At 63.6% G+C, this 22,715-nt stretch carries 21 protein-coding genes and 1 tRNA gene; 10 read left to right on the plus strand and 12 right to left on the minus strand.

The window, feature by feature from the left end; all coding sequences use genetic code 11:
- The first annotated feature begins 22 nt into the window (after positions 1 to 22).
- From ACG2LG_RS10985 to ACG2LG_RS11015, 7 genes are all read left to right on the plus strand, one after another.
- Complete coding sequence (locus ACG2LG_RS10985; RefSeq protein ID WP_396258942.1) at positions 23 to 2,044, plus strand: hypothetical protein; 2,022 nt, start codon at positions 23 to 25, stop codon at positions 2,042 to 2,044.
- Positions 2,044 to 3,384, plus strand: a complete 1,341-nt coding sequence (mnmE, locus tag ACG2LG_RS10990; protein WP_396258944.1) for a tRNA uridine-5-carboxymethylaminomethyl(34) synthesis GTPase MnmE — start codon at positions 2,044 to 2,046, stop codon at positions 3,382 to 3,384. The genes ACG2LG_RS10985 and mnmE overlap by 1 nt, the downstream gene beginning before the upstream one ends.
- Entirely contained in the window at positions 3,381 to 4,076 is a 696-nt protein-coding gene (locus tag ACG2LG_RS10995; protein ID WP_396258946.1) for an NAD-dependent deacylase, read from the plus strand. The genes mnmE and ACG2LG_RS10995 overlap by 4 nt, the downstream gene beginning before the upstream one ends.
- Positions 4,077 to 4,193: 117 nt before the next feature.
- Positions 4,194 to 6,842: a tetratricopeptide repeat protein gene (locus ACG2LG_RS11000; RefSeq protein ID WP_396258948.1), complete on the plus strand. Its 2,649-nt coding sequence runs from the start codon at positions 4,194 to 4,196 to the stop codon at positions 6,840 to 6,842.
- A 76-nt stretch (positions 6,843 to 6,918) separates the two neighbouring features.
- Positions 6,919 to 7,008 (plus strand) — tRNA-Ser (locus ACG2LG_RS11005).
- Between the two features lie 117 nt (positions 7,009 to 7,125).
- Positions 7,126 to 8,415 (plus strand): tyrosine-type recombinase/integrase, encoded by a 1,290-nt coding sequence (locus ACG2LG_RS11010; protein ID WP_396258950.1) that lies wholly within the window; start codon positions 7,126 to 7,128, stop codon positions 8,413 to 8,415.
- A gap of 36 nt (positions 8,416 to 8,451) precedes the next feature.
- Positions 8,452 to 8,655, plus strand: a complete 204-nt coding sequence (locus ACG2LG_RS11015; RefSeq protein WP_396258952.1) for a helix-turn-helix transcriptional regulator — start codon at positions 8,452 to 8,454, stop codon at positions 8,653 to 8,655.
- Positions 8,656 to 8,728: 73 nt separating this feature from the next.
- On the opposite strand, the gene ACG2LG_RS11020 is transcribed toward ACG2LG_RS11015, so the two are convergent.
- On the minus strand, positions 8,729 to 8,920 hold the full coding sequence (locus ACG2LG_RS11020; RefSeq protein ID WP_396258954.1) for a hypothetical protein: 192 nt from the start codon (positions 8,918 to 8,920) through the stop codon (positions 8,729 to 8,731).
- Positions 8,921 to 9,327: 407 nt separating this feature from the next.
- Between ACG2LG_RS11020 and ACG2LG_RS11025 the strand changes: the two genes are divergently transcribed.
- Positions 9,328 to 11,217 carry a hypothetical protein gene (locus tag ACG2LG_RS11025; RefSeq protein ID WP_396258955.1) on the plus strand — a complete coding sequence of 630 codons (1,890 nt, stop codon included), beginning with the start codon at positions 9,328 to 9,330 and terminating at the stop codon, positions 11,215 to 11,217.
- A gap of 16 nt (positions 11,218 to 11,233) precedes the next feature.
- Positions 11,234 to 13,006: an RCC1 domain-containing protein gene (locus ACG2LG_RS11030; RefSeq protein WP_396258957.1), complete on the plus strand. Its 1,773-nt coding sequence runs from the start codon at positions 11,234 to 11,236 to the stop codon at positions 13,004 to 13,006.
- Between the two features lie 96 nt (positions 13,007 to 13,102).
- Here the strand turns inward: ACG2LG_RS11030 and ACG2LG_RS11035 are convergent, their stop codons facing one another.
- From ACG2LG_RS11035 to ACG2LG_RS11085, 11 genes are all read right to left on the minus strand, one after another.
- Positions 13,103 to 13,294 carry a hypothetical protein gene (locus ACG2LG_RS11035; protein WP_396258959.1) on the minus strand — a complete coding sequence of 64 codons (192 nt, stop codon included), beginning with the start codon at positions 13,292 to 13,294 and terminating at the stop codon, positions 13,103 to 13,105.
- A 16-nt stretch (positions 13,295 to 13,310) separates the two neighbouring features.
- Positions 13,311 to 13,664, minus strand: a complete 354-nt coding sequence (locus ACG2LG_RS11040) for a hypothetical protein (protein ID WP_396258961.1) — start codon at positions 13,662 to 13,664, stop codon at positions 13,311 to 13,313.
- A gap of 22 nt (positions 13,665 to 13,686) precedes the next feature.
- Positions 13,687 to 15,009, minus strand: a complete 1,323-nt coding sequence (locus ACG2LG_RS11045; RefSeq protein WP_396258963.1) for a hypothetical protein — start codon at positions 15,007 to 15,009, stop codon at positions 13,687 to 13,689.
- A gap of 25 nt (positions 15,010 to 15,034) precedes the next feature.
- Positions 15,035 to 15,535 carry a hypothetical protein gene (locus ACG2LG_RS11050; RefSeq protein WP_396258965.1) on the minus strand — a complete coding sequence of 167 codons (501 nt, stop codon included), beginning with the start codon at positions 15,533 to 15,535 and terminating at the stop codon, positions 15,035 to 15,037.
- A 2-nt stretch (positions 15,536 to 15,537) separates the two neighbouring features.
- On the minus strand, positions 15,538 to 16,671 hold the full coding sequence (locus tag ACG2LG_RS11055; protein ID WP_396258967.1) for a hypothetical protein: 1,134 nt from the start codon (positions 16,669 to 16,671) through the stop codon (positions 15,538 to 15,540).
- Entirely contained in the window at positions 16,668 to 17,399 is a 732-nt protein-coding gene (locus ACG2LG_RS11060; RefSeq protein WP_396258969.1) for a hypothetical protein, read from the minus strand. Before ACG2LG_RS11060 ends, ACG2LG_RS11055 begins: the two co-directional genes overlap by 4 nt.
- Positions 17,400 to 17,417: 18 nt before the next feature.
- Positions 17,418 to 19,184 carry a tape measure protein gene (locus ACG2LG_RS11065; RefSeq protein WP_396258971.1) on the minus strand — a complete coding sequence of 589 codons (1,767 nt, stop codon included), beginning with the start codon at positions 19,182 to 19,184 and terminating at the stop codon, positions 17,418 to 17,420.
- A 589-nt stretch (positions 19,185 to 19,773) separates the two neighbouring features.
- Entirely contained in the window at positions 19,774 to 20,193 is a 420-nt protein-coding gene (locus ACG2LG_RS11070) for a hypothetical protein (protein WP_396258973.1), read from the minus strand.
- 16 nt (positions 20,194 to 20,209) lie between these two features.
- Positions 20,210 to 20,611 carry a hypothetical protein gene (locus tag ACG2LG_RS11075; RefSeq protein ID WP_396258975.1) on the minus strand — a complete coding sequence of 134 codons (402 nt, stop codon included), beginning with the start codon at positions 20,609 to 20,611 and terminating at the stop codon, positions 20,210 to 20,212.
- Between the two features lie 23 nt (positions 20,612 to 20,634).
- On the minus strand, positions 20,635 to 21,015 hold the full coding sequence (locus ACG2LG_RS11080; protein ID WP_396258977.1) for a hypothetical protein: 381 nt from the start codon (positions 21,013 to 21,015) through the stop codon (positions 20,635 to 20,637).
- Positions 21,016 to 21,040: 25 nt separating this feature from the next.
- The gene (locus ACG2LG_RS11085; RefSeq protein WP_396258979.1) at positions 21,041 to 21,466 is read right to left on the minus strand and encodes a hypothetical protein; all 426 of its coding nucleotides are present in this window, start codon (positions 21,464 to 21,466) and stop codon (positions 21,041 to 21,043) included.
- A gap of 179 nt (positions 21,467 to 21,645) precedes the next feature.
- Here ACG2LG_RS11085 and ACG2LG_RS11090 point away from each other — a divergent pair, with 179 nt between their 5' ends.
- Positions 21,646 to 22,431 (plus strand): HTH domain-containing protein, encoded by a 786-nt coding sequence (locus ACG2LG_RS11090; protein ID WP_396258981.1) that lies wholly within the window; start codon positions 21,646 to 21,648, stop codon positions 22,429 to 22,431.
- Positions 22,432 to 22,715: the final 284 nt, after the last annotated feature.

The raw sequence follows: 22,715 nt of genomic DNA on the forward strand, positions 1-22,715 counted from the left end.
TCCCTACCCTGTCCTTATCAGCATGCCGCCCGAGCCAGCCAACGACAACCAGCGGGAGTTCCGTTGCATCCATTGCCACGGCAAGATTCTTGTCCCAAGGGATCTTCCACCGACCACGGGTCCGTGTCCCCATTGTCAGAAGGAAATCACCTCGCCGGGGCGCGCGCCGGAGCCCGAGTTGGATCCGATTTTCGGGAAGCCTGTCGATGACGACACGGTCGGAGCACCGCCCCCGGTTCCCGGCGTCGAGACCACTCGGCAGGATGTGACCGCAGCCGCTGAAGCCGAGCGAAAAGCGGCTGGAGAGGCGGAGCAAAAAGCCAGGGAGGAAGCCGAGCGCAAGGCCGCCGAGGAGGCCGAGCGAAAGGCCAGGGAGGAAGCCGAACGAACGGCCGCCGAGGAGGCCGAGCGAAAGGCCAGGGAGGAAGCCGAACGAAAGGCCGCCGAGGAGGCCGAGCGAAAGGCCAGGGAGGAAGCCGAACGAACGGCCGCCGAGGAGGCCGAGCGAAAGGCCAGAGAGGAAGCCGAACGAAAGGCGGCTGAAGAGGCGGAGCAGAAAGCCCGGGAGGAAGCCGAACGAAAGGCGGCTGAGGAGGCGGAGCGGAAAGCCAAGGAGGAAGCCGAACGAAAGGCCGCCGCAGAGGCGGAGCGGAAAGCCAGTGAGCAGGCCGAGCAAAAAGCGGCCAAGGAGGAAGCCGAGCAAAAAGCGGCCGAAGAGGCGGAGCGGAAGGCCAGGGAGGAAGCCGAGCAAAAGGCAAGCGCCCGAGCGGAGCGGCGGGCGGCCGAGGTGGCGGAGCACCAGGCTCATCAAGCTGCGGAGCGAAAGGAGGCGGAGAGACAGGTTGCCGAGCAGGCCGAGGTTGTGAGGAAGGCGGGAGAGGCGGCCGCGGCGCGGGAGGCGTCCCAGCGGGAGAAGGACAAGATCGCCATGGGCTTCGCGGACTCGCCCTTGATGGCCGAAGCTCCACCCGCGAAGAAGGTCGCGCCGGAAACCCCGACTGCGGAGCCTCCGGTCGAGACTTCGGCCGGGGAGGAACTTCCGCCAGCACCGGAAAAATCGCAAAAGGCCCCGGAGCCTTCCCGCAAGCGGCGGTTCCCCGTCGCGGCGGTGCTGGTTCTGGCCGGTCTGCTGGCGTTGGCCGGCGGCAGCTTTGTGGTGGTGAAGAACCTCCAGGCGAACAGGGCGCTGCCTCCGCCTGCGGTGGGTCCGAATGACGCCGTGCTACGGGAAAAGCAGTACTTGGAGAAGGGTTGGGAGGAGGATGCCTACGGGACCCTGGCCCGGTTCCTGGAAGCGAGGCGCCCTCCCGGCAAGGCCGCGTACTCGATCAACGGCAGCTCGTTGCTGGGCGAAATGGAGTCCTTTTATCAGAGTGCGGCCATCGACGACTCGGACACGCCGGCCGAGGCGTTTTCGGTGTTTCCACTTTCCATGGAGGATCGGGAGCGGGGCATCTTCATGCTGGTCTTCGATCAACCGCCGGTCTTCGAAATCGACGAGTTCTTCGCACCTCTGGCCCCCCTCGACGTCCAGTACAAGCTCCGCGAGCCGGACATGCTTCTGGCGACGGTCGCGCGCTCTTCGAATTTTGCGGCCGAGCCGCTCAAGGTTCAGGCGATTTTCAAGCGCACCGCCGAGGGCCTGCGGCTCGACTGGGAGACCTTCGTCCAGACCAAGCACCGGACGCTGCGCGACTTCCTGGAACTGCCGGTCGCCGGGCGGGAAGAAGTCTTCCGGGTGATCATCAGCGAGACGGTGCCGGAGAGGCGCAGCGCCCCGGCCGGCCACAGGACGTATCTGGTCAGCGACCCGGCGCACCGCAGCGAGGATTCGGCGAGGATCAACGTGCCGGTGGACTCCGAAGTCGGCCGCGCGCTCTCCATCCTGAACTGGCGGGGAACCCCGGACGGCCGCGCCATTTCCAAAACCGCGACGCTCAAGCTCCGCTGGACGCGTGAGGAAATCCCGCGTCTCGAGCTCAGCAAGTTCATTTGCTGGGAGTTCCTCGGCGTGGGTGGCGAAGCGGTCGATCCATCGGAGTGATGTCGGCGGGCGAAACCATCGTCGCGCTGGCAACGCCGGGCGGCACCGGGGCGGTCGGATTGATCCGGATCTCCGGGCCCGAAGCGGGCGGGGTGATCGGTCGGGCCAGCAACCGCCGCGGTGCGTTTCCCGATCGACGGGCGACGCTGGCGACGGTTCGCACGGCCGATGGCGCGGTGCTGGATCAGGTGCTGGTGACCCGCTTCGAGGCACCACGCAGCTACACCGGTGAGGAAGTCGTCGAGGTCTCGACCCACGGCGGCCGCCTGATCGTCCGGCGGGTCTTGGAACGACTGCTGGAATGCGGTGCCCGCGCCGCCGATCCCGGGGAGTTCACCGAGCGGGCATTCCTGAACGGCAAGCTCGACCTGACCCAGGCGGAGGCGGTGATGGACCTGATTTCCGCCCAGAGCGATCTGGCGCTGCGGGCCGCCCACGAGCAACTCGAGGGCGGCATCGGGCGCCGCACCGAGGCGCTCCGGCAGGAACTCATCGAAACGGTCGCGCAACTCGAAGCGTGGATCGATTTTCCCGAGGAGGACATCGACCCCGAAACCGGCGACGCGCTGGCGCAGCGGATGGCCGGAGTGGGTCGCTCGATCGATGGCCTGCTCGCCACGGCGGACCAGGGCCGGATCCTGCGGGAGGGATTGCGGACCGTGATCTGTGGCCGCCCGAACGCCGGCAAGTCGAGCCTGCTCAATGCCCTGCTCGGCCAGGACCGGGCGATCGTCAGCGAAACCGCCGGCACGACCCGCGACACCATCGAGGAAATGCTGGTGGTGGAGGGAGTGCCGCTGCGGGTGGTCGACACCGCCGGGCTGCATGCGGCCGGCGATTCGATCGAGGAAGAGGGCATCCGTCGAACCCTGGTCGAGGCGGCCCGGGCCGACCTGTTGCTGGTGGTGGCGGATGCGACCCTGCCGCCCGGGGAGGCCCTGCCGGAGGAGATGCCCGAGGCGCCCCGGCGGATCACCATTCTGAACAAGGCGGATCTGCCCGAAGCACCGGGCTGGAACCTGCCCGACGCCCTGCGGGTGTCCTCGATCGACGGTTCCGGACTGGATGAACTCCGCCACCGCATCCGCGAAATGGCGGATCTGGGCGAGGCGGACTGGGGCGAGCAGTCGGTTGCGATCAATGCCCGCCACCGCGACTGCCTGACCCGGGCCCGCGCGGCGCTCACGGCGGCCGGGAACTCGCTCCGCGAAGGCGACGATGCCGAGATCACGGCGCTGTCGCTGCGCGAGGCGCTTGATTTCCTCGGCGAGGTGGCGGGACGGGTCGACACCGAGGAAATTCTCGGCTCGATCTTCAGCCAGTTCTGCATCGGCAAATGAGGGGGGTCGTTCTGACAGGTGCGGGCATCTCCGCCGAGTCCGGCGTGCCGGTCTTCCGTGGCGACGACGGGCTTTGGGAAGGCCACCGGGTGGAGGATGTCGCCACGCCCGGGGGCTTCGGGCGCGACGCCGAGAAGGTGCACCGTTTCTACAACGCGCGTCGGCGCCGGTTGCTCGAGGTCGAGCCGAACGGGGCCCACCGCGCCCTGGCCCGGCTGGCGCGCGAATGGCCCGGCGAGCTGACGCTCGTCACGCAGAACATCGACGACCTCCACGAGCGCGCCGGCTCGCCGGAGGTGCTGCACATGCACGGAGAGTTGCTCAAGAGCCGCTGTTGCCTCTGCGGCGCGGTGGCCGCCTGCACCGGGGATCTTTCCCGTGCCAGCCTGTGCGGCGTCTGTGATGGCATCGACTGCCTGCGACCGCACGTCGTCTGGTTCGGCGAGATGCCCTTTCACCTCGGGGAAATCGAGCGCGCGATGCAGCGTGCCGACTGGTTTGTCTCGATCGGAACCTCCGGTCGCGTTTATCCGGCGGCGGGCTTCGTGCTGGCGGCCGCAGAGGCCGGGGCACGGACCATCGAGCTCAATCTCGACCCGGGCGAAATGTCCTCGGCCTTCGACGAGTCACGGCTCGGTCCCGCCAGCGAGCTGGTTCCGGCATGGGTCGACGAGATCCTCGCCGGCGGCTGACCCGGGGCAAAGATCCGACCGCCCGGCGGCGTTATGATGGACGTGGACGAGGACAATGAGACCATAGCCGGTGATTCCGGATTTGCTTTTCGGCGGAATCTCGGGACGCTTGTCAGCGTGATCCGCCTCGTTGCCACCTTTGGTTTGGTCTTTGCGATTGCCCACCCGGCCCGCGGAGACCAGGAGGAGCGCGCCCGGGAAGTGTCGGTCGAGCAACTGATCCTCGATCTCGGTGACGAGCGATTTCCCGTCAGGATCAACGCCAGCCATGAACTGTGGCTGCGCGGCGAGGAGGCCGGGGAAGTGCTCCGCAGGGCCGCGGCGAGCGATGATCCCGAGGTGGCGATCCGCGCCAGAGAAGTCCTCCGCAAGATCGAGCTGGGAATCCTGCCGGACAGCCCTCCCGAGGTGGTCCGGCTGGTCGTGGCCTACGACAAGGCGTCGCCGGATGAACGCGTGCGGATCATCCGCAGTCTCAAGCAGCTCGGTGCCTGGCGCCAGGTGCTGAAGATCCACGAACTCGAAAAGGATCCGGCAACCCTGGTGCAGATCGCACCGGAGATCAAAGGCGTCTCGGTGGCGGCGGCGCGCGAGCTTCTCGCGGAGGAGGAGCCGGACCTCGACGAGGCGCGACGCTTTCTCGAAATGGGCCGACCCGAACCCGCTCAGCTCCTTTCGCTCGCTGACTTTCACCGGATGAATGGCACGCTGGAATCGGAGCTGGAGAAAGCCGCCTCCCTGCAGGGCGAGGCCGGGCATCTCTGGCGCTACGCGCTTCATGCGGCGGCCGGGAATTTTCTGGATGCTGCCCGCGAGGCCGAGGCCATCGACATGACCCTCACCGCGGCGCGCCTGCACCTGCTGGCCGGCGACCCGATTCCGTGGCTCCGGCACGCGCCCGTGCCGCACGGCGAAATTCCTCCGGCCGCGATCGATGCCTACCGGAAAGCCGTGGAAAGACTCTGGTCGGGCCGCCTGCCCTCGGAGCGCTTCGCCCGCGTGCTCGCCGATGGCGTGAAGCACGATCTCGACGACGAGAGCTGGCATTCCCTCACGGTGCTCTACGCCCTCGGCCTCAATGACGAAGCCGACCCGCTGTTCGCCCGGCTCTCGCCGGTGATGGCCTATTACCATTTCGATTCGACCGAGCGCATCGACATGGCCCTGAAGGCGCTCGGTCTCGATCCGCGCAATCCGGACTTCGGAGCGGCGATCGATGCGGATTTCCGGGCCTTTCTCAAGGACCCCGACAACTCCGAGGTCGAGCAGGAGCGTCTCTTCGCCCTGGCGGGCTTCCTGGAGTCCCGCGGCCTCAAGAAGGTGCTGCTTGATCACTACGTCGGCCCGCTCGAACAGCTGGGCCGCAAGGATGAGGAGATCTTCATCGAGGCACTCGGAGAGCTGTTCTCCGCCTACACCCGCTTCCCGGTGGCGACGCCCGTGTTCCCCGCCGTGGTGGGTTTTGCCGGCGAAGACGACGGGAGGTGGCGCACGGCGCTTTCGACTCTGTTTGGCGACGCCGATGTGACCCATGCCGTGTGGGAAAGTCTCGACGAATTCCAGCCGGATCTCTCCCCGGGTCACCGGCTTGAATTGCTGGCCTCGCTGCTCGGCCGGGTGCCGGGCCGGGCGCAGCTGGCGGCGGATTGGTGGGCATGGATGGAAAAGAAGGCCGCCGGGGCGAAGGAACTCGATCAGAAGGCCGCCTACGGCACGATGCTCGTTCTCGCGGTGATGAACACCGACGCGGAGCGGTTTCTCAAGCTCACCGCAAGCGTCCGGGAGGCCGGCCTGCAGCTCTCCGACGTGGAAGGGGACTACCAGTTCGGTGGGTTTGAAATCATGTGCCTCGCCGCCGTCGATCGCTGGGACGAGGTCGCCGGGCATTGGGCCCGGCGGGCGCAGGCCCTGCCGGGTGATCCGGTGACCCAGGCTTACCTCGCCGGATCCCTGCGGCGCGCCGGCAAGCCGGACGAAGCGGCGAAGGCCGATCTCAAGGTGGACCGGCTCGCCCTCGGCGACACCAATGCCATGCGCCGGATCGGCCAGGCCTATGCCAGCGCGGGTGAATTCGACCGTGCCAAGGAATGGTGGCTGCGTGCCGCGGCGGAGGCCGTCGACGAGGACGGCGAGTTCCACTACGCCGCCCTGTTGCTCTACGAAGAAGCCAAGTTCGGCGGCGATTGGAAACTGGCCGCCTCGCTGGGTGAGTTGTATCTGCTCCAGCAGGTGATGATGGGCGACACCCACGACACGCCGCTTCCGGTCGTGCGTGGCCGCATCGAGGTCGAGACCGCCCGTGCTCTGGCCCGCCTGGATGAGGACCGGGAGCGTTCCATCGAGACCCTGCGCCGCTGCCATGGCATGGCCCTCAGTGATGGTTCGATGGCCGACTACTTCTTCCCCGCAATGCGTGCCGTGGGCCTGACCAAGCTCCACGACGAGTGGTTCGAGCACACCTGGAAGGCCTACAAGCGGGTCCTCGAACGATTCCCCGACAGTCACAACACGATGAACACCGCCGCCTGGACCGCGTCGCGTGCCAATCGCCGCCTCGACGAGGCCGAGGTACTGGTCACGCGTGCCCTCGAATTGCTGCCACGGCAGGCCGCTTATCTCGACACGCTCGCTGAAGTCTGGTTTGCCCGCGGCAATCGCGAGAAGGCGATCGAGTGGTCCGACAGGGCCATGCTTCGCGAACCGGCCGACGATGGCCTCCTGCGTCAGCACGATCGATTTGTCAGCGGCCCGTTCCCGCTGAAGTGATCGGCGAAAAAGCGAGAACGTTCCTTGAATTCTGTCCGGCGAGCGCTTTCGCTTCGGGCGTGCCTGTAAAATTCCCGGAGAGGTGGCAGAGTGGTCGAATGCGCCAGTCTTGAAAACTGGAGAGCTCGTAAGGGTTCCGTGGGTTCGAATCCCACCCTCTCCGCCATCAGTCGATGGCACTTCCTCAAGTGCCTCACCATCAAGGGAATCGGATGCTTCCGAGAAACCTGCCACGGATTCTCCAGCACGAAATCCAGCACACTTGACACGAAAGCCGGGTCGTATGGCCCGGAAACGCAAGCGCCGCAGCGGCGTCGTGGAGATCGGAACAGGTCCCGCGAGAGTCAAGATCTACACCGTCAATCGGAAGGACGGCTACCCGATGTTCTCGCTCTACTGGCGCGAGGACGGGCGGCGGCGGACCCGGCACCTCGCCTGCATGGACGAGGCCAGGTTGATCGCCCAGCAGGTCAGCGTCCGGTTGGAGAACGGATTCGCCACCGGAACCGAGGCGACCAAGCGGAACCTGGAACTGCTCCGCCACTGCGAGAAGGTCGCCGCCGGCTTCGGGGTCAGCCTGACCGCCGCGATGGACGAATGGGCGAGCGCCCGCAAGACAGCCGGGGATGAGATCCCGCTCTCGGATGCCGTCCGGTTCTACGCCGCCAACCGGTCGATCCTGACCGCCGTGAAGACGGTCGAGGAGGTGGCCGACGAGTTCGTCGAGTCGCGCCGGGTCAGCGGGGTGAGCGACGTCTACGTCCGGACCTGCACGCTCAACCTCAAGCGGTTCAACAAGTGCGTGAGCGGGAACATCGACGAGGTCACCGCCGCCGACATCAACCGGTTCCTCACCGGGCTGGACGGACTCGGGCCGGTGAGCCGGAACGCGATCCGCAGGAACATCGTGACCATGTTCCGCTTCGCCAAGAAGCAGGGATACCTCCACCCCGACCGGAAGACGGCCGCCGAGCAGAGCGAGTCGTTCAAGGTGCCGGACAAGGAGATCACGATCTTCACGCCCGAGGAGATGGAGAAGATCCTCCTGGCGGCCCACGCCCGCATTCTCCCGCTGATCGCCATCGGTGGATTCGCCGGCATCCGGACCGCCGAGATCTGCAAGCTCGACTGGGAGGACATCAAGTGGGACCGCGGCCACATCGAGATCGCCGGCCGCAAGGCGAAGACGGCAGCCAGGCGGCTGGTTCCGCTCAGCGAGAACCTGAAGGCGTGGCTGGCACCATGGCGGGAGGAGTCTGGGCCGATCATCACGATGGCCGACCCGTCCGGGGCGATGAGCGACACCGCCGTGAAGGCCGGAATCCCCGGCGGATGGCGTCAGAATGCCCTCAGACACTCGTTCATCAGCTACCGGGTGGCAGAGACCGGGGACGTTGCCCGGACCTCTCTGGAGGCCGGCAACTCGCCGAAGCAGGTCTTCCGCCACTACCGGGAGGTCGTGGACGAAGCCGCTGCCACGGCGTGGTTCTCGATCACTCCTCCCGAGGGCTGGGAGCCGAGCGGGCTCAAGTGGAGCATCCGCGAGCGGCTCCGGAGGAATCTACCGACGTAAGTAGATTCGGTGCGTTGACACGCGCAACGGTGCGTCATGAACACGATCGAGCCGACCCTGATCAAGAAGAAGGAACTCTCCAAGCGGCTGTCCGTCAGCACCCGGACCATCGACAACTGGGTGGCGAAGCGGACCATCCCGTTCATCCGGGTCGGGCCGCGGTTCTACCTCTACGACTTCGAGGCGGTCATGGCCGCGATCAGGAAGCACTACGAGGTGGAGCCGGTCGCCCGGTCCTGACCGGCCAAACGCAGAAATCCCCGGACGGCGGCAACCATCCGGGGATTTTCTTGCGGGCCCGCAGTCCCCCCGACTACGAGCGGAAGCTCTGGTTCACCTTCCCGTCGTCGGCCAGGTCGCCGATGCGGTTCACAGTGTCCTTCAGGATCGAAGCGGCGGCGAAGATGACCGCCCCGACCGCCGGTTCGACGAACGGGATGGCGTTCAGGGCGGCAACAAAGCCGGCCAGCTTGCCGACGTAGCTCAGAATCTTGAGTGCTTTCACGCCTACGCTCGGCGTGTCAACGGCAGGTCTTGCTTGGGCAGTGGACCCAAGGCGATTGACCACACGGACGAACTATCAGCCGAGAACTCTCTGGGCCGATGAATTGACGCCACGGAACTGATTGACTACGCTCGGCCCGGGTAAGAGGGTGGATTCCTCCATGGTGGGGTCGATACTCTGGGGGAGCGGCTTGGCGCGGGCCTCAATCCCCGTCGTTTCAATGCCACTTCCGGCCCGCCCCACAGATTGATCAGGTCATGAGCGATCCTCCCAGCCCACACTCCTCTACCGCGAACTCCACAACGTCCGTCGCGAACACCCTCTCCCTGATCTGCTGCTGCCTCGGCTGGCTTGGGGTTCTCCAGTGCTTCGCGGTCGCACCCCTCCAAGCAGCCAGTCATTCGGCCGTGAGTGGCGACGTCGCCGTCGACACACGCAGTCGGGCCCTGGAGTACGAGAGCCTGCCGACAGCCGACCTCTCCTTCACTCCCCCGCAGGAACCAACCGTAGAGGCGACCCGGAAGGTCGGGGATGTGTTCGAGATCGACATCGGCCTTCCCACGGCGGGTGAAAGGGTTTCGGTCTATTCCAACGACGATTTGTCGACGGACAACTGGCAGCTCGTCGATTCGCTCTTCACCAACAGTCCGAGAATGCGGCTCTACCTGGACACCGAGGGCAGGGCCAAGAAGTTCTACCGCATCGTTCCGGAATTTTCGTTCGAGCCGGGGGAGGTCGGATTTGTCGATGAGGAATGCGACCTATCCACGCTCACGAACACCGACTCCGACAACTACTACCTTCGGCAAAACAACGACCACGAAAATCTCGACATCTACTACAACGTCCCCGCCAGGTTGGCCGGACTTCTGGATTTCGTGCGCTTCCGCGTTTTCAAAGGAGACACCGGCGAGGGAGTTCCCGTCGGCTTCGCAGGCACCAGCAGCTTCACGAGTTTCCAGGGAGTAGGCAACGGTCTGCACGAAACCTTCAGTGTGCCCCTCCCTGATCTCGATTCCGACCCCGGTTTTTTTGTGGTTCGAATGGAAGTCGTAGTGAACGGTGTGGTGGTCTGGCAGTCCCCGATCGAGGATGCAGATAGCAACCCCGCCAATGGCTGGCAGTGTCCCCAGGAGTGTCTCGCTGTCTGGGATCCGATCTGGCGGCACCGGCCTCGGCTTCATTTGGGAAGACCAAGTCTGATTGAAGACCCCTATGGCTTCGAAAGCGGCGGCGGGGTTCGTCATCCCATCAGCCCTCTAGCGTTCCTTCTCCGGGCCGAACTTTGGAGAAAGTTTCCAAAAAACGGCGGGCTTCTGGAAGATCAACTAGAACTGGAAGATCCATCCTTTCTAGATCTATCGAATCCCGCCTTCAACACAATTAATCACTACCTCGATGTCGGGAGTGCCGGCTCGGGTGGTTCCGTAGATGAGTCCGGCATCCCAAGTAGTGCGGAGGCCGTGATCATGCACACGGCTTCGGATCATCAGTTTTCAGAGGGAGCTACGCAGACGGGTGAGCGGCGAGACACGGCAAATGAAGAGTATCTGTTTGCCCAGTACTGGCTGTTCTACGATTATAGCAACAGTTCAGTTGACTTGCCCTTGACCGGAATCCCTCATCACGAGGGCGATCTGGAGTATGCCCAAGTCTGTTTGAGGAAGTGGAATCCAGCCAGTAGGAGTTCAAAGGCCGAGTGGATGACTCCCTATTCTGCAACCGCCTCACAGCATTACTACGGGCAGACATTGGCTTGGGATAGTGAAGATGGCAGTTTGCCCCCCAACCCTCAAGAGATTGATCATGTGCCTCATGATGGGAATGGGCGACCCTTCATCTATGTGGCGGACGGCACCCATGCAACGTACTTTGCCCCAGGTGGACCAGAGCCTGCATACCACTTGGCGACGGATTTAGTGAACGACGAACTCCCGCCCTATCTAGGGACCCAGATTCAGTATAAGAATCCTTGGGACGGACTCGGCTACATAGGGCCTGTCGAGCGCACTTCCCGCCCCTACGAGAGAAGCTACCAACTCCAACCGATGCCTGAATGGTTTGAAAAGTGGCAGGGACGTTGGGGTCGGAGAGAGTCATCTGTAGGCGATCCTTTCGATCCTTTTGAACGAGATGGGCCCCATGGTCCGCCTCATCGCAATGCGTATCAAGCGCCTCCGAGTTCTGGCGCAGAACCCATTCCGGTCAATCTTCGCGAGGAGCCGGTGCGCTTCCATAACTTCTCCTTGAGAAGTGTCGACGGAGTCCTTGACGACCTCTACATCCCTGAAAACTAGACGCCCCCTGATCGTAATGTCGACGAACAGAAATAGCCGCTTCCTCTCCATGCTGCTTGGGGCGGAACTCTTGTTTGCGGTTGATGCTTCAGCCCAGCTCTACCAAACCGATCCGGTTCTTGGTGCTCCGGCGACGGAGGGCAGCGGGTACGTTTTTGACGCTGTGTCGGTGAACGATGCGGAACGCAGCATCCAGTTCCGTGTGCGGCCTGGTGTTGGCGCAACGTTTGCCGAGTCCGGGGCACTGGAGATCCGGGAGGCTTCGGTGTCCGGGCCGGTGGTGACTTCCATGGCGCACGCTGCAGGTGTCGCCAGCCTGTCGCTCACGGTGAATCTCGACTTCACGTCAGGATCGAAGACCTACTATGCGGTGAAGTCCCTGGCTGATGTCGATGGGATCAACGACGACGAGTGGGCAGGAGGCATCCGCGTGTCTTACGGGCCGGATGCCAGCGTCCCGGTAGTGCGGAATGTCCGGGCTTCACAGGACGAGGGGAAGAGGACGGTGACCGTGCGCTACGACTTGATCGACGGTGATTCCGAGACACTTGAGGTCACTCTTGAGGCCTCGGCGGATGGCGGGGTGACTTGGGACGTGCCGGTGGTGACGGTCGAGGGTCATGTGGGAGATGCTGTGCGCCCTGGCGCCAATCGGAGCATCGTCTGGAATGCGGGGGTGGACTGGCCGAACCAGAACACAGACCAAATGAGATTTCGTGTGTTGGCCACGGAGTATTTCCTGCCACTACCGGGGGCGTTCGCGGCGACCATCGCGGCGGGCTGGGCGCACAGTCTTTTCCTGGGGAATGATGGGACGCTCTGGGCCATGGGATACAACTACTACGGCCAATTGGGCGACGGGACGATGACGGACCGACGACGTCCCGTACAAGTCGCTCAAAGCGTGGCGAAAGTCGCAGCGGGCTATTATCACAGCCTGTTCGTAAAGACGGACGGGACGCTCTGGGCTATGGGGTACAATAGAGACGGTCAGCTAGGCGACGGTACTACAGAGTCGCGTTATAGCCCAGTGCAGGTAGATAGTGGGGTGGCACAGGCCACTGCAGGTGAGGCCCATAGTCTCTACGTGAAGATGGACGGGACTCTCTGGGCTATGGGGTATAATCATCGCGGTCAACTGGGCGACGACACGACTACTGATCGGTACAGTCCAGTGCAGATCGACAGTGGGGTCAGAGTAGCTTCGGCAGGTGAAGACCACAGTCTCTACATTAAGCAAGACCGGACGCTCTGGGCTACGGGTAGCAATAGCCTCGGACAATTTGGTGATGGAACGAGTAATGGGAGCCTTAGCCCCGTGCAAGTGGCCAGCGAGGTCGTACAGCTGGCGGCGGCTGGGGGGCACAGTCTCTTCGTGAAGGAGGGAGGGACGCTTTGTGCGATGGGCTTGAATGGCTATGGTCAATTGGGCGACGGTACGACAGAGCGCCGATATAGTCCGGTAGAGGTGGCTAGTGGGGTGGCGCCAGTCTCGCTGGATGCGAAGTATCACAGCCTCTATTTGAAAACGGATGAGACGCTCTGGGCTATGGGGTGGAATAGACACGGCCAATTGGGCGATGGCACGACGACGGACCGGCACAGTCCGGTGCAGATTGCCCAAAGCGTAGCGAAGGTCGCAGCGGGCTATCACCACAGCCTCTACGTGAAGACGGATGGGACGCTCTGGGCTATGGGCCTCAATGATTGGGGTCAACTTGGCGATGGGACCAGAACTTTTCGCCCCAGAGCGGTTCAGGTGGCCAGCGGGGTGGCGCTCCCGAACTGATCGGACCTAGATACGCAGATCAATTTCACCGGAAGGTAGTGCAACAGAAACCGCCCAAACTCGGTCGGCCTTATTCTGGACGTGAGGATTGTGTTATCAGTAGCGTTTCCGCAATTTCTTCCACAGACTGACCAGCGAGAGTAGCCCGACCGCCAGGCCAACAACCAGCGAGGCGATCCGCAGGTGCCATTCGATCTGCTCTTGGAAGGACGTGATGACGCCGAGCACCGGAGACGCGGTGCCGACGACCCCCTTGAAGACGAACTCGATGTCGATGGGTGAGCGCATCGCCCGGTGGCTGCTGTCAATCCAGCGTGACGGTGCCGTCCTCGTGGGCGGTGAACTCAGGGATCGCGGCGACCCGCTGTTGAATCTGCGCGATCATCTCCGGGTCCTTGTCCCCGATTACTTCGACCAGGAACTGCACGAGGGCGGAACTCGACTCGAACAGCTCAGCAGCGTTGGTTCCCATGGCGGCGATGCGGTCGGCAGGGGTCACTCCCCCGGTGGTGGACCACAGCAGGTCGAAGCTCGTCTTCCATGCCTGGAAGAGGCTGTCGGCGATGCGGCGAGGTGCCTGGGACAGGACTGCGACCTCCTGACGGAGACGGACGGATGCCGGGACGACCGGCGCTTGTGGTTTGGCGAGCAGGCTCATGGTGGTGGTTCGATGGTTTGGATTAGGCGTAGCCGGTAATGATGCCCCCGGACACGGTGATGGAAGTGGCAGTCGTCAGGTCGATGGTGTCGCTGATGCCGTAGAGATAGCTGCCTCCGTTGTAGCAGGCAAAGACGTCCGAGATGAACGAGTAGGGGCCTGAGATCATGTCCTGGTTCAGGTAGATCTCGCTTCCGTTCCAATCGAGGACGCCCTGGCTCGAAGCATCGAGCAGCTGGCGGTTCGCAAGGTCAACGGAGGGGGTGCCCCCTCCGACTTCGTAGAGTATGTCGCCGTAGATACCGCCAGAGACCCCGAGATCGGAGAAAAGGTATCCGTATCCGCCGCCCCATTCGAAGACCGGGTTCCCACCGGAATCCAGGCACTGGCGGTTGAAGATGTCGATGGCCGGGGTGTAAGCGGAGTCCATCAACGAGTCGGTCGCCACGGCCGCGACGGTGAGGTCGGGCATCAGGATCGAGAAGGTGGAGCCATTCCACGAGGCACTTGGATAGCCGAAGGAATCAATCAGCTCCCGGTTGTCCAGGTTGATGGCCTCGGCTGGTGATGTGTCGAAGATGGCATTCCCGGAGAAATGGTTCCCTGCCAGCAGACCGGCATTGAGGTAGGCCTCACCGCTGAAGCTGTCGTAGGTCAGCCACGCGCTGTCGTATTCATCAAGGAGCTGGACCGCACGGAGGGCTGGACCTGCGAACTCCTCGGCGAGGGTCGCACCGAAGTTCGCGAAGAACTGGTCCCGGGCCGCTTGGTCGAGTTGAGTCTGCGCCGCGTCGTAGCGGACGGCTTTCGAGGCGAGCCAGTCGGTATTGGAGAGCAGCAGGAGGAGTTCGGGTGCCGGATAGGGTGGGTCGGCGTCGGTCGGAACGCCCTCGGTCCCGCGGTTCACGTCGTTTTCGACGACCACCAGGAAGGTGCGCGTGGAAGTCGGCTCGCCCGCTCCCTCTCGCCAGGTGATCTCGCCCATGAGGGTGATCTCGGAAAGCTCCGAGCCGGTGGACGACCCGACCTGCATGGCCGAGTCGAGCTCCACCGTGTTGAAGGACGGTGAGCACTGGTAGAGTGGGCTTTCAGCACCGACGTCGGGAAGCGTCCAGTCGGACTCGTGGACCAGGTAGCCAACGTCGTAGCGGCCTCGTGGCTTGGCCCCGAACCGCAGCTCCAGGCTGCCAGAGTCGCCGATCTCGGTCGGGGTGGTCCCGTTGGCGAGGAAGGTGACATCGAGCCGCGCCCCGTCGCCCCGCTTGAAGCGCAACGAGGTGATCGGGTTGCGGAATCCCGGGCCCTCGATCAGTTGCAGCGTCTCAAGGTCGACGTAGAGCCTCACGCCTCCGGTGGGCTGTCAACCGGCCTCACTGGATCGACAGGATCTTCGCCTTCCACCACACGTCATTGTTGGCGATGGCGTCGTCGGTCGAGCCGTCGATCTCGATGATATTGCCGCAGGGGCGGTCCGGAAGGTTGATCGTCACGTTGAACGGGCCGACCGCGACCTTGCCCCACGGGTCCGCATCGGTGACCTCGGTGCTCTCGTGGTAGAACTCCCGGGCTCCGTTGAGCCGGACCTCCAGCCAGTCGAAGCCCGTGTTGAGGATTTCGATCTCGCCCCAGACCTCCAGCACGACCTGGGTGCCGCAGCACACGCCGAAGACGACGGTGCCGCTGACCGGTTCCTCGCTCTCCGCACTCGGGTTGGATTCGGAATCTCCGTAGGCGTTCGCCCGGTAGATCTCCCACTCGTTCGGGCCGATGGCGTTGGCGGCCTCGATGAGTATCTCTGTGGTGCGCCGGGTGACCGGGTCGCAGCACATTTCGATGCCCTCGACGGTGATGGGTGCGATGAGGTGGGCCATGGTCAGGGGACGACGACGAATTTCCGGGTCTCGGGATACCCGTTCACGCAGACCTTGAACTCCTCCACTTTGAGCGTGTTCTCGCCGGGGGTGGTGACCAGGCCATCCTGCCAGCGGGCCAGCTCGGTGGTGGTGCCGTCGTCATCGAGGAGGATCGCGCCATCGACGCTGTTGCCGACGACGCGGATCGTCTCGGGGAGAGGGTCGCCGGGATTCGCCGCCTCGCATTCGACCTGGATCTGCGGCTGGCTCTCGCGGCCGGCAATCGAGCGGAACTTGGCTGGGCCATCCGGTGGGTCGTCCTCGGGCTGCCCCTCGTCGTCAGTCGGCTCGACCCACACCGGGCATCCTTCGCCGACGTTCTTCCCCCAGAAGTCGAGTTCAACCTCGTCGCTGGTTTCCGCCTCCTGGATCCCGTAGTCGCCGCGCACCGAACGGAACTTGAAGATGTTCTCGCTCTCCTTGTGCTCCTTGTAGACGCGCCCGCCGCTGCCCAGGTTCTCGCCGGTCCAGAGTTGCGCCCAATGCTCGATGTCGCTCTGCTGGTAGACCTTCACCTTCGGCGTGCCTTCGTCGTCCTCCAGCTTGAGAATCTTCACGGCGTAGTCTCCGTCGATGCCTGATCCCTCCGGGTCGACCGGCGCGTAGTGGACGCCGTCCTCGTCCTCGGAGGTGACCTTCATCTCAGGTTCCTCGGTGATCTCGCCCATCATGTCCGTCTTGAACGTGCACCACAGAGTGTCGCCGATCTTCATCTCGATCTTCGGGCGCGGGATCGTGTCCAGGGTGACGCCATCCTCGCCGCTGCCGGACTTCGGCATGTGGAACTTCACCGCCGGGTGATCCTCGGTCTTCGGCTTTCGCTCGATGACCCAGCCCTCCTTGATGATGACCTGGTAGGTGTCGCCAGCCCCGCCCTCCTGCTTCTCGATCCCGATCACCGCGAACGGGGGCAGTGACTGGCGCGGGATGATCAGGTTCGACGGCTGCGAGTATGCGAAGCCACCGGACGACGCGATGAGCTCCAGACCGGTCCCCGGGCGTGGAGTGCGGGCCGCGATGGCATCGAGGAGCGTGTTCCAGTCCTCCGCGAGGATCGGGTCGCCACGCTTCTTCTTCTGCGGGAGCCGGTTCATGGATCCTTGTAGATTTCCGGGTCCCAGCCTCCCCGGTCGCTGGCGAGCCATTCCATCTCGAGGCGGAACGACTTGCCTTCCTGCGTCTGGGTGACGCCGTTGAGAAGCCAGTTCCGGCCGCCCGCGAGACTAGGTGCCGGGCCGGACGGGTCGGCGATGTTGCCGATGTCGTTCAGCTCCCCGGCGGCGGCCGGCTTGTCGCGAACCCAGCTTTCCCGCCACGTCACCCGCGGGCTGTAGTAGCTGGTCTGGCCGCGTTCGATCTTGGCGAGCACCTCCTTGCCGCGCTCGCTCTCGATCTTGTCCTTGAGCTTGTTGCCCTGGTCGTCCTTCTCCTTGCCCGCGAGGATCATCTGGAGGGCGTCACGCTCCTTGCCTTCGAGGTCCTTGTAGCGCTGGTGGGTGAGGATCGGCTCCTCGCTGAGCGACAGCCCCATCGTGTAGACCGCGTTGGCCTTCTCGTCCTCCTCATCCTTTTCCTCGGCCCCGGCGTAGTTGCAGGTGATTTCGGCAAGGTCGCCTTCGGTGATGCTGGCGCTGACCTGCGAGATCGTGATGAACGGGATCTCCGGGTGCGGCGTGCCCGGCCGGGGCATGAGCGCCACGGCCGAGTTGCGGTGGCAGAGGAAGATCTGGGTGGCGGTCCACTTGCCCTCCTTGTCGATCTGGACGGAATAGCCCGGCTGCGGGTAGAGGCGTCCCGGCTGGATGGCAACGTGTCTCGGCATCTTGGCCGGGGCACGGCGTCAACCGAAGGCGGCCGTCAGGGTGCCTCCGTTCCCGAGCTTTTTCAGGTGCCGGTTGGATTCCTGGAGGAGTCGGTTTGTCTCTCCCGTGAGCCGGTTGTTTTCCCGCTGGGCATCCAGGGCACCGGACGAGTATCCGCCGCCACCCACCTTGGCCAGGGAGGTGACGATTGGGGCGAGCCTCGCTTGCTGAGTGCTCAGGCCCGGAGCGTTGGCGGTGCCCGCTGCTCCCGCGACCTTGCTCGCCGCCTCCTTGGCATCCCCGGGCTTCGGCACCGCATCCTGAATCGTCCGGATGATGCCGACCAACTTGTCTTGCATCCCGGAAGTGTCGATGAACTCGCCCTTGGCCCCGGCATCCTCGATGGCTTTTGCCGCTGCCGCCGTGAGACGCTCGCCCAGTCCCGACGCCCCCTCACCGGTGAGTTGGTCGCCGAACTTCTCCATGCCGGCGAGGTCGAGGCCGAAGAACTTCCCGTCCTGGCGACTGCGGTAGAGCTCGCCGAAGTTCGTGTTCACGTCCTCCGCGCTGAATCCGAGCAGCTTGTCCATGCCCGGAATCTTGAGGAGGTGCTTCACGAGGAGAGCGCCCACCCACTCCATGCCCGCGGCGATGAAGTTGATCACCGTCTCCATGCCCCGGAGGATCTGGTTGTAGAACTTGATCGCGATGCCGATGTAGAGCTTTCCGAGGTTCGCCCACATCGATCCGTCGGTGAGCGCGTTCCAGAGGAATCCGACCGCGATTCGGAATCCGTTCACCAGCGAGTTGACCGCTTCGGTGAATCCCAGCTTCAGGGAAGTGGTCACCAGGTCGAGCATCTGTCCGCTCTTGAAGGCGGCGATCACGAACTGGATGGCGCCCTTCACCGCCTCGCCCGCCCGTTTTGCCATCGGCGCGAGCTTCTGGACGAGTCCGATTGCCTCGGCGATGAGGGGCCGGATCGCGTCATTGATCGGCTGCCCGAGGATCAGGAACGTCTCGTTGATCGCGTCCTTGAGGCTCGAGAACAGGCCGGTCGTCGTCTGGCTCTGGGCGGCCATCATGCCGTGGAACTTCCCGCCTTCGGAGGTCAACGAAATGAACGCCTGCTCGATGGCCGGAAAGCCGACCTGGCCGGACTCGACGAGCTTCTTCACCTGCGAATCCGAGACGCCGAACTGCTTCGCCAGCTCGCCAATGATCGGGATGCCGCGACCGGTGAGCTGGTTGATGTCCTCGGCAAAGAGCCGTCCCTGGACCCGTGCCTTGCCGTAGAGTTCCGCGATCTCGTTGACCGGTGCCTGAATGCCCGCGGACACGTCGCCGATTCGCCGCAGGGTTTCGGGGACGGTGTCGGCACCCTCACCGAAGGCGATGAGCTTCCGGCCGGCGTCAGCCAGCTCCGGGAACTCGAAGGGCGTCTGTGCTCCGAGTTCGCGGAGCTTGAGGAGCGTCTCCTCGGCCTTCTGTGCGTCGCCGATTAGCGTGGTGAACGCCACCTGGGTCTGCTCGAAGTCGGCGGCGGCGTTGACCGCTTTCACCCCGGCACCGACAGCAGCCGCCCCTCCTGCCAGGGCGGTTCCGATCCCGGCCTTGAGTGCGGTGCCGGTGAGCGCGAAGCCCTTCTGCAGGGCGAGAGCGCCACCCTTGCCGAGTCCGGCGAGTCCGGCACCGGTGAGGCGGCTCATCCGGCGGGCCGACGATGCCACGAGGTCGGTCGCGCCGGCCATCGCTCGACGGAGTGCCGTGATGTCGGCTCCGAGGGTGACGGTCAGGGCGCTCATGCCCATACGCGGCAGTCAACCGTCTGGCGAAACTGCAGTCGAAATCGGCCTATTTAGGCAATGAGCTGATCGCAATCGTCTCCGAGCCGTTTACCTGCTTCAGGTTCTGCCCGGCAATCCGCCATTCACCACGGCAGGTCGAACAGTTGATTTCGTAGGACCACTCGTCGTGCCCATAGTCACTATTCGGATTCACTTCGATACATACGTCGAGGATTGATCCCTCTCCGCAGGGGCATTTGCAGCAGTGTGACTTTCGTTCTCTGGGAGCGGCCATAATGGTTTTTGTGGTTGGCGAAGGATAGCTAATCCCTGGTCTCAGAGAAAGCACAAGGTGTTCTCAATCACTAATCTTCAAACTCGTGGGGCGGCTCATTTTGTGTATCAGTGGAGGCTTTCCAGATTGCCCGGAGTTCACCGAGTTTCATGCTCGGTGAAGCTAGACCTGCATCCCGCTCCACCCTTAGCGTCCGAACCCCATTGCGCCGCAGCAAGCAGTGTTGATACTGGGTAAGTCGAGCCAGCGGCATGAACAGGACCCGTTCCTCGGGCCAGCCGGTTTCGGCGGCGATGGCGAACACCTGCGCGGCTACGAAGCCGGGCTCGTCGCAGGGGATGGCTTTTTTCCGCCCAGCTCCGATGCGGGTTCCACCTGCGCCGCCTCCAGTTGCTTCGATTGTTCCTCAAGCCGTTGGAAGGCGGTCTGGAAGTCGGCCGGGGTCAAGCCGCCGCAGAAGATGAGCGTCTCTTCGCGGAAGCGTTGGTCGTCGAAGGACGCCCGCACCACGTCGGGCCAAGGGGCACAGTGAGCGTAGACGAAACCCATGAGCGCGGCGGTGAACTCCGGGGTGCCCTCCTCGGGCATTTTGCCCTTCACCAATGGGTTGCCGGTGCGGAGCAGGACGTCGTAGCTGGCCAGCGAGAGCGGGCGCATGGTGTGCCCTCCGATGATCGTTTCCACCTCGTGGAAGGCGGCGGACAGGAGTTTCTGGCGGTCGGGATCTTCCATCTTGTTCACAGGTTGCTCACAGGTGACGAAGGAACAGGTCCTCGGTGCGAGGAGAGGCGTCGAGTGGTAGCAGGGCGATCTTGCCCCGACGCTTCACGCAGGCCAGCGGCACGTCCTGCTTCACCTTGTCGACGAGGCGCTCCCGGTTCTTGAGGGCGCACTTGATGTAGGCGAAGGGATGCTCCGGATTGGCAAGGTGCCAGGCGTCGTCGTTCCACGCGGTGATCAGCTCCTTGGTCTGGAACTTCCCGTCCGGGCTCTGCGGTTCGAAGAACCAGACGACGCGCTCGCCGCGAATCCCGTCGCCGACAACGCGGACGAAGGGCTTCTCGGCGAGCGGAATACCGACCGCCACGAGAGCAGCCGCAAGGCAGGTATTGCTGGTGGCGGTGGAGGACAGGTGGGATACGGCGTTCATCTCGAGATCTCAGGTGTTGGTGATCAGGACCCGCCTCCCGCCGCGACGAACGGGTAGTACTTGGCGGTGATGTCGATCTTCTCGAAGTCCTCGTTGTTCAGGCTTCGGGAGATCTGGTTGACGATGGTGGTGCCGCCGCTGCCGTTCAGGTGGCCGGGCACGGTGTTGGCGAGCGTGAGGGCGGCTCCAACCTTTCCGGAGAACGGGGTGTCCTTCGACACGAGTCCCGAGAGCTTCACCTCGGCCATTTCCTGGTAGAGCGCGAGGCCGATGATCTCGCCGCCCTTGTCGAGGACCGGCTTCTCCTGGTTGGAAAAGTCGAACGACAGGTCGGTGATCAGGATGCCGGCTTCGTCCTGGGGAATCCCCCAGTTACCGGTCGTGCCCAGAAGCGATGCGGCCATTTGACCGCTGCCGGCATGTCAACCGTCACACCGCGGAAACAACCGCCTCGTAGCTGACCACCGTTTCACGCCCCCGGGATTCATCTGGGACGGTGGCGGAATCACGGAGCAGGAGGTCATGCAGGCAGAACGTGTCGTCGTTCAGATCCGACTGGATCGCCGCCACGCCCGCGAGCAGTCGCGCCAGCTCGCAGGCCCACACGGCGCTGGTCTCCGCGGAGGTGTCGTCGACCTGGCTGAACAGGTGGACGTCGAGCTTGATCCGGGCGGTGTGCCGTGCCCCCGAGACTGGTTTCGTGTCGGAGGTGGCCAGCACGATGCAGGGCCGCGTTCGCAGTTCGTCCCGGTTGGCGACCTGGATCGGAACGGAGATTGGCAGGGCCTCGGGGCGGTTGTCGGCGAGCCAGGTGGCCAGCTTCGAGGCGAGGGCGTCTTCGATCAGGTTCGGCATCTGACCGGGGCCCTGGCGTCAACTCCTGCACAGGCCGTGCTCAGGGGAATCGGCTCGACGTCAGCCCTTCTAGTCACTAGTAAAGGTGATTCTCACGTGACGATCTCAGACTCATTTGGGAGCAGTGAGGAAAGAAGATGTGAGGACATCTATTCTATAAGCAAATGAACTGACGTCTTATGTCGAAAGAACTCACATGGAAAAAAGCCATAGACAAGGTGCTGGCCGCGTCATCGGAGCCCCTACACTACAAGGAGATTACAGAGCAGATCATCTCAGACGGATTGCGCACCAGTCTCGGTGCGACGCCTGCTGCGACTGTCAATGCCCAGATTAGCGCGTCAATCAAGAAGCTCGGCGAGGAGGCACCATACGTCCGGGTAGCTAAGGGCACATTCGCCCTGAATCAGAAGGCCGGACCCAAAATGCCTACGAAGAAGCCGGGTGTCGTCAAACCTGAGCCAGAGGAAGAGGAGCAGTATGCAATCGTTAGTTCCTTCGGGATGTTCTGGCGGCGAGAGGCTATTGAGTGGATGGCGACGCCCAAACTTCTCGGGATGCAGCAGATAGGCGCAACACCGGTCGATTTCACAAAGCAGATCGGGATTTATCTCCTCTACGATGGGCGTGAAGTAATCTACGTGGGGAGGACGACGGACAGGCCTCTTGGCCGGCGGCTTTATGAGCATACGATTGATCGTATGTCGGCCCGCTGGGATCGCTTCTCATGGTTTGGCCTTCTTCCCGTCTCCGACTCCGGCGCACTTGGGAAGCTCTCTGCTACCTTCGATGCGACGAAGATGATTCCTGCGTTAGAGGCGATTCTGATCGAAGCGCTTGAGCCGCGCCAGAACAGGAAACGTGGAGACGATCTTGCTGCAGTCGAGTATCTCCAGAAGGAAGATCCATCCATTAAGAAGAAGATGGTCAAGGACACACTTGAGACCGCGCTTAGCAAGCTATAGGGTCGAAGGCGTGGCTGCCGTCAGGCCGCTAGTCCCGAAGCAAGGGCAAATTTTCCGCGTCAGAATTGGATTTCTCTCCCTGACGGTCTGTAGGGATAATCTGAGGTTGGTGGCTCACCCTGCCTTGCGCAGTCTTCGGGTCGTCCGGTCGTTGATCTTCCGTAGGGACGTGACCAGAGCCCGACGCAACGTAAGCGTCCTAAATCCGACCCCTCGCCCCGGTAGCCAGGGCGGGGGCGGGCGCTTCAGGCGTCAGGCGACCTTATCGTCGTCGGCCTCGACGG

This window comes from Haloferula sp. A504, from assembly GCF_044385805.1.
In the GTDB taxonomy this organism is placed as follows: domain Bacteria; phylum Verrucomicrobiota; class Verrucomicrobiia; order Verrucomicrobiales; family Akkermansiaceae; genus Haloferula.

Bases quoted from the DNA above. Each gene is read 5' to 3' on its own strand.
- ACG2LG_RS11015 (WP_396258952.1), top strand. From the start codon at position 8,452: ATGAACACGATCGAGCCGACCCTGATCAAGAAGAAGGAACTCTCCAAG.
- ACG2LG_RS11030 (WP_396258957.1), top strand. From the start codon at position 11,234: ATGTCGACGAACAGAAATAGCCGCTTCCTCTCCATGCTGCTTGGGGCG.
- ACG2LG_RS11075 (WP_396258975.1), bottom strand. From the start codon at position 20,611: ATGAACGCCGTATCCCACCTGTCCTCCACCGCCACCAGCAATACCTGC.
- ACG2LG_RS11065 (WP_396258971.1), bottom strand. From the start codon at position 19,184: ATGAGCGCCCTGACCGTCACCCTCGGAGCCGACATCACGGCACTCCGT.
- ACG2LG_RS11085 (WP_396258979.1), bottom strand. From the start codon at position 21,466: ATGCCGAACCTGATCGAAGACGCCCTCGCCTCGAAGCTGGCCACCTGG.
- ACG2LG_RS11010 (WP_396258950.1), top strand. From the start codon at position 7,126: ATGGCCCGGAAACGCAAGCGCCGCAGCGGCGTCGTGGAGATCGGAACA.
- ACG2LG_RS11060 (WP_396258969.1), bottom strand. From the start codon at position 17,399: ATGCCGAGACACGTTGCCATCCAGCCGGGACGCCTCTACCCGCAGCCG.
- mnmE (WP_396258944.1), top strand. From the start codon at position 2,044: ATGTCGGCGGGCGAAACCATCGTCGCGCTGGCAACGCCGGGCGGCACC.
- ACG2LG_RS10995 (WP_396258946.1), top strand. From the start codon at position 3,381: ATGAGGGGGGTCGTTCTGACAGGTGCGGGCATCTCCGCCGAGTCCGGC.
- ACG2LG_RS11050 (WP_396258965.1), bottom strand. From the start codon at position 15,535: ATGGCCCACCTCATCGCACCCATCACCGTCGAGGGCATCGAAATGTGC.
- ACG2LG_RS11040 (WP_396258961.1), bottom strand. From the start codon at position 13,664: ATGAGCCTGCTCGCCAAACCACAAGCGCCGGTCGTCCCGGCATCCGTC.
- ACG2LG_RS11035 (WP_396258959.1), bottom strand. From the start codon at position 13,294: ATGCGCTCACCCATCGACATCGAGTTCGTCTTCAAGGGGGTCGTCGGC.
- ACG2LG_RS11080 (WP_396258977.1), bottom strand. From the start codon at position 21,015: ATGGCCGCATCGCTTCTGGGCACGACCGGTAACTGGGGGATTCCCCAG.
- ACG2LG_RS11055 (WP_396258967.1), bottom strand. From the start codon at position 16,671: ATGAACCGGCTCCCGCAGAAGAAGAAGCGTGGCGACCCGATCCTCGCG.
- ACG2LG_RS11070 (WP_396258973.1), bottom strand. From the start codon at position 20,193: ATGGAAGATCCCGACCGCCAGAAACTCCTGTCCGCCGCCTTCCACGAG.
- ACG2LG_RS10985 (WP_396258942.1), top strand. From the start codon at position 23: ATGCCGCCCGAGCCAGCCAACGACAACCAGCGGGAGTTCCGTTGCATC.
- ACG2LG_RS11090 (WP_396258981.1), top strand. From the start codon at position 21,646: ATGTCGAAAGAACTCACATGGAAAAAAGCCATAGACAAGGTGCTGGCC.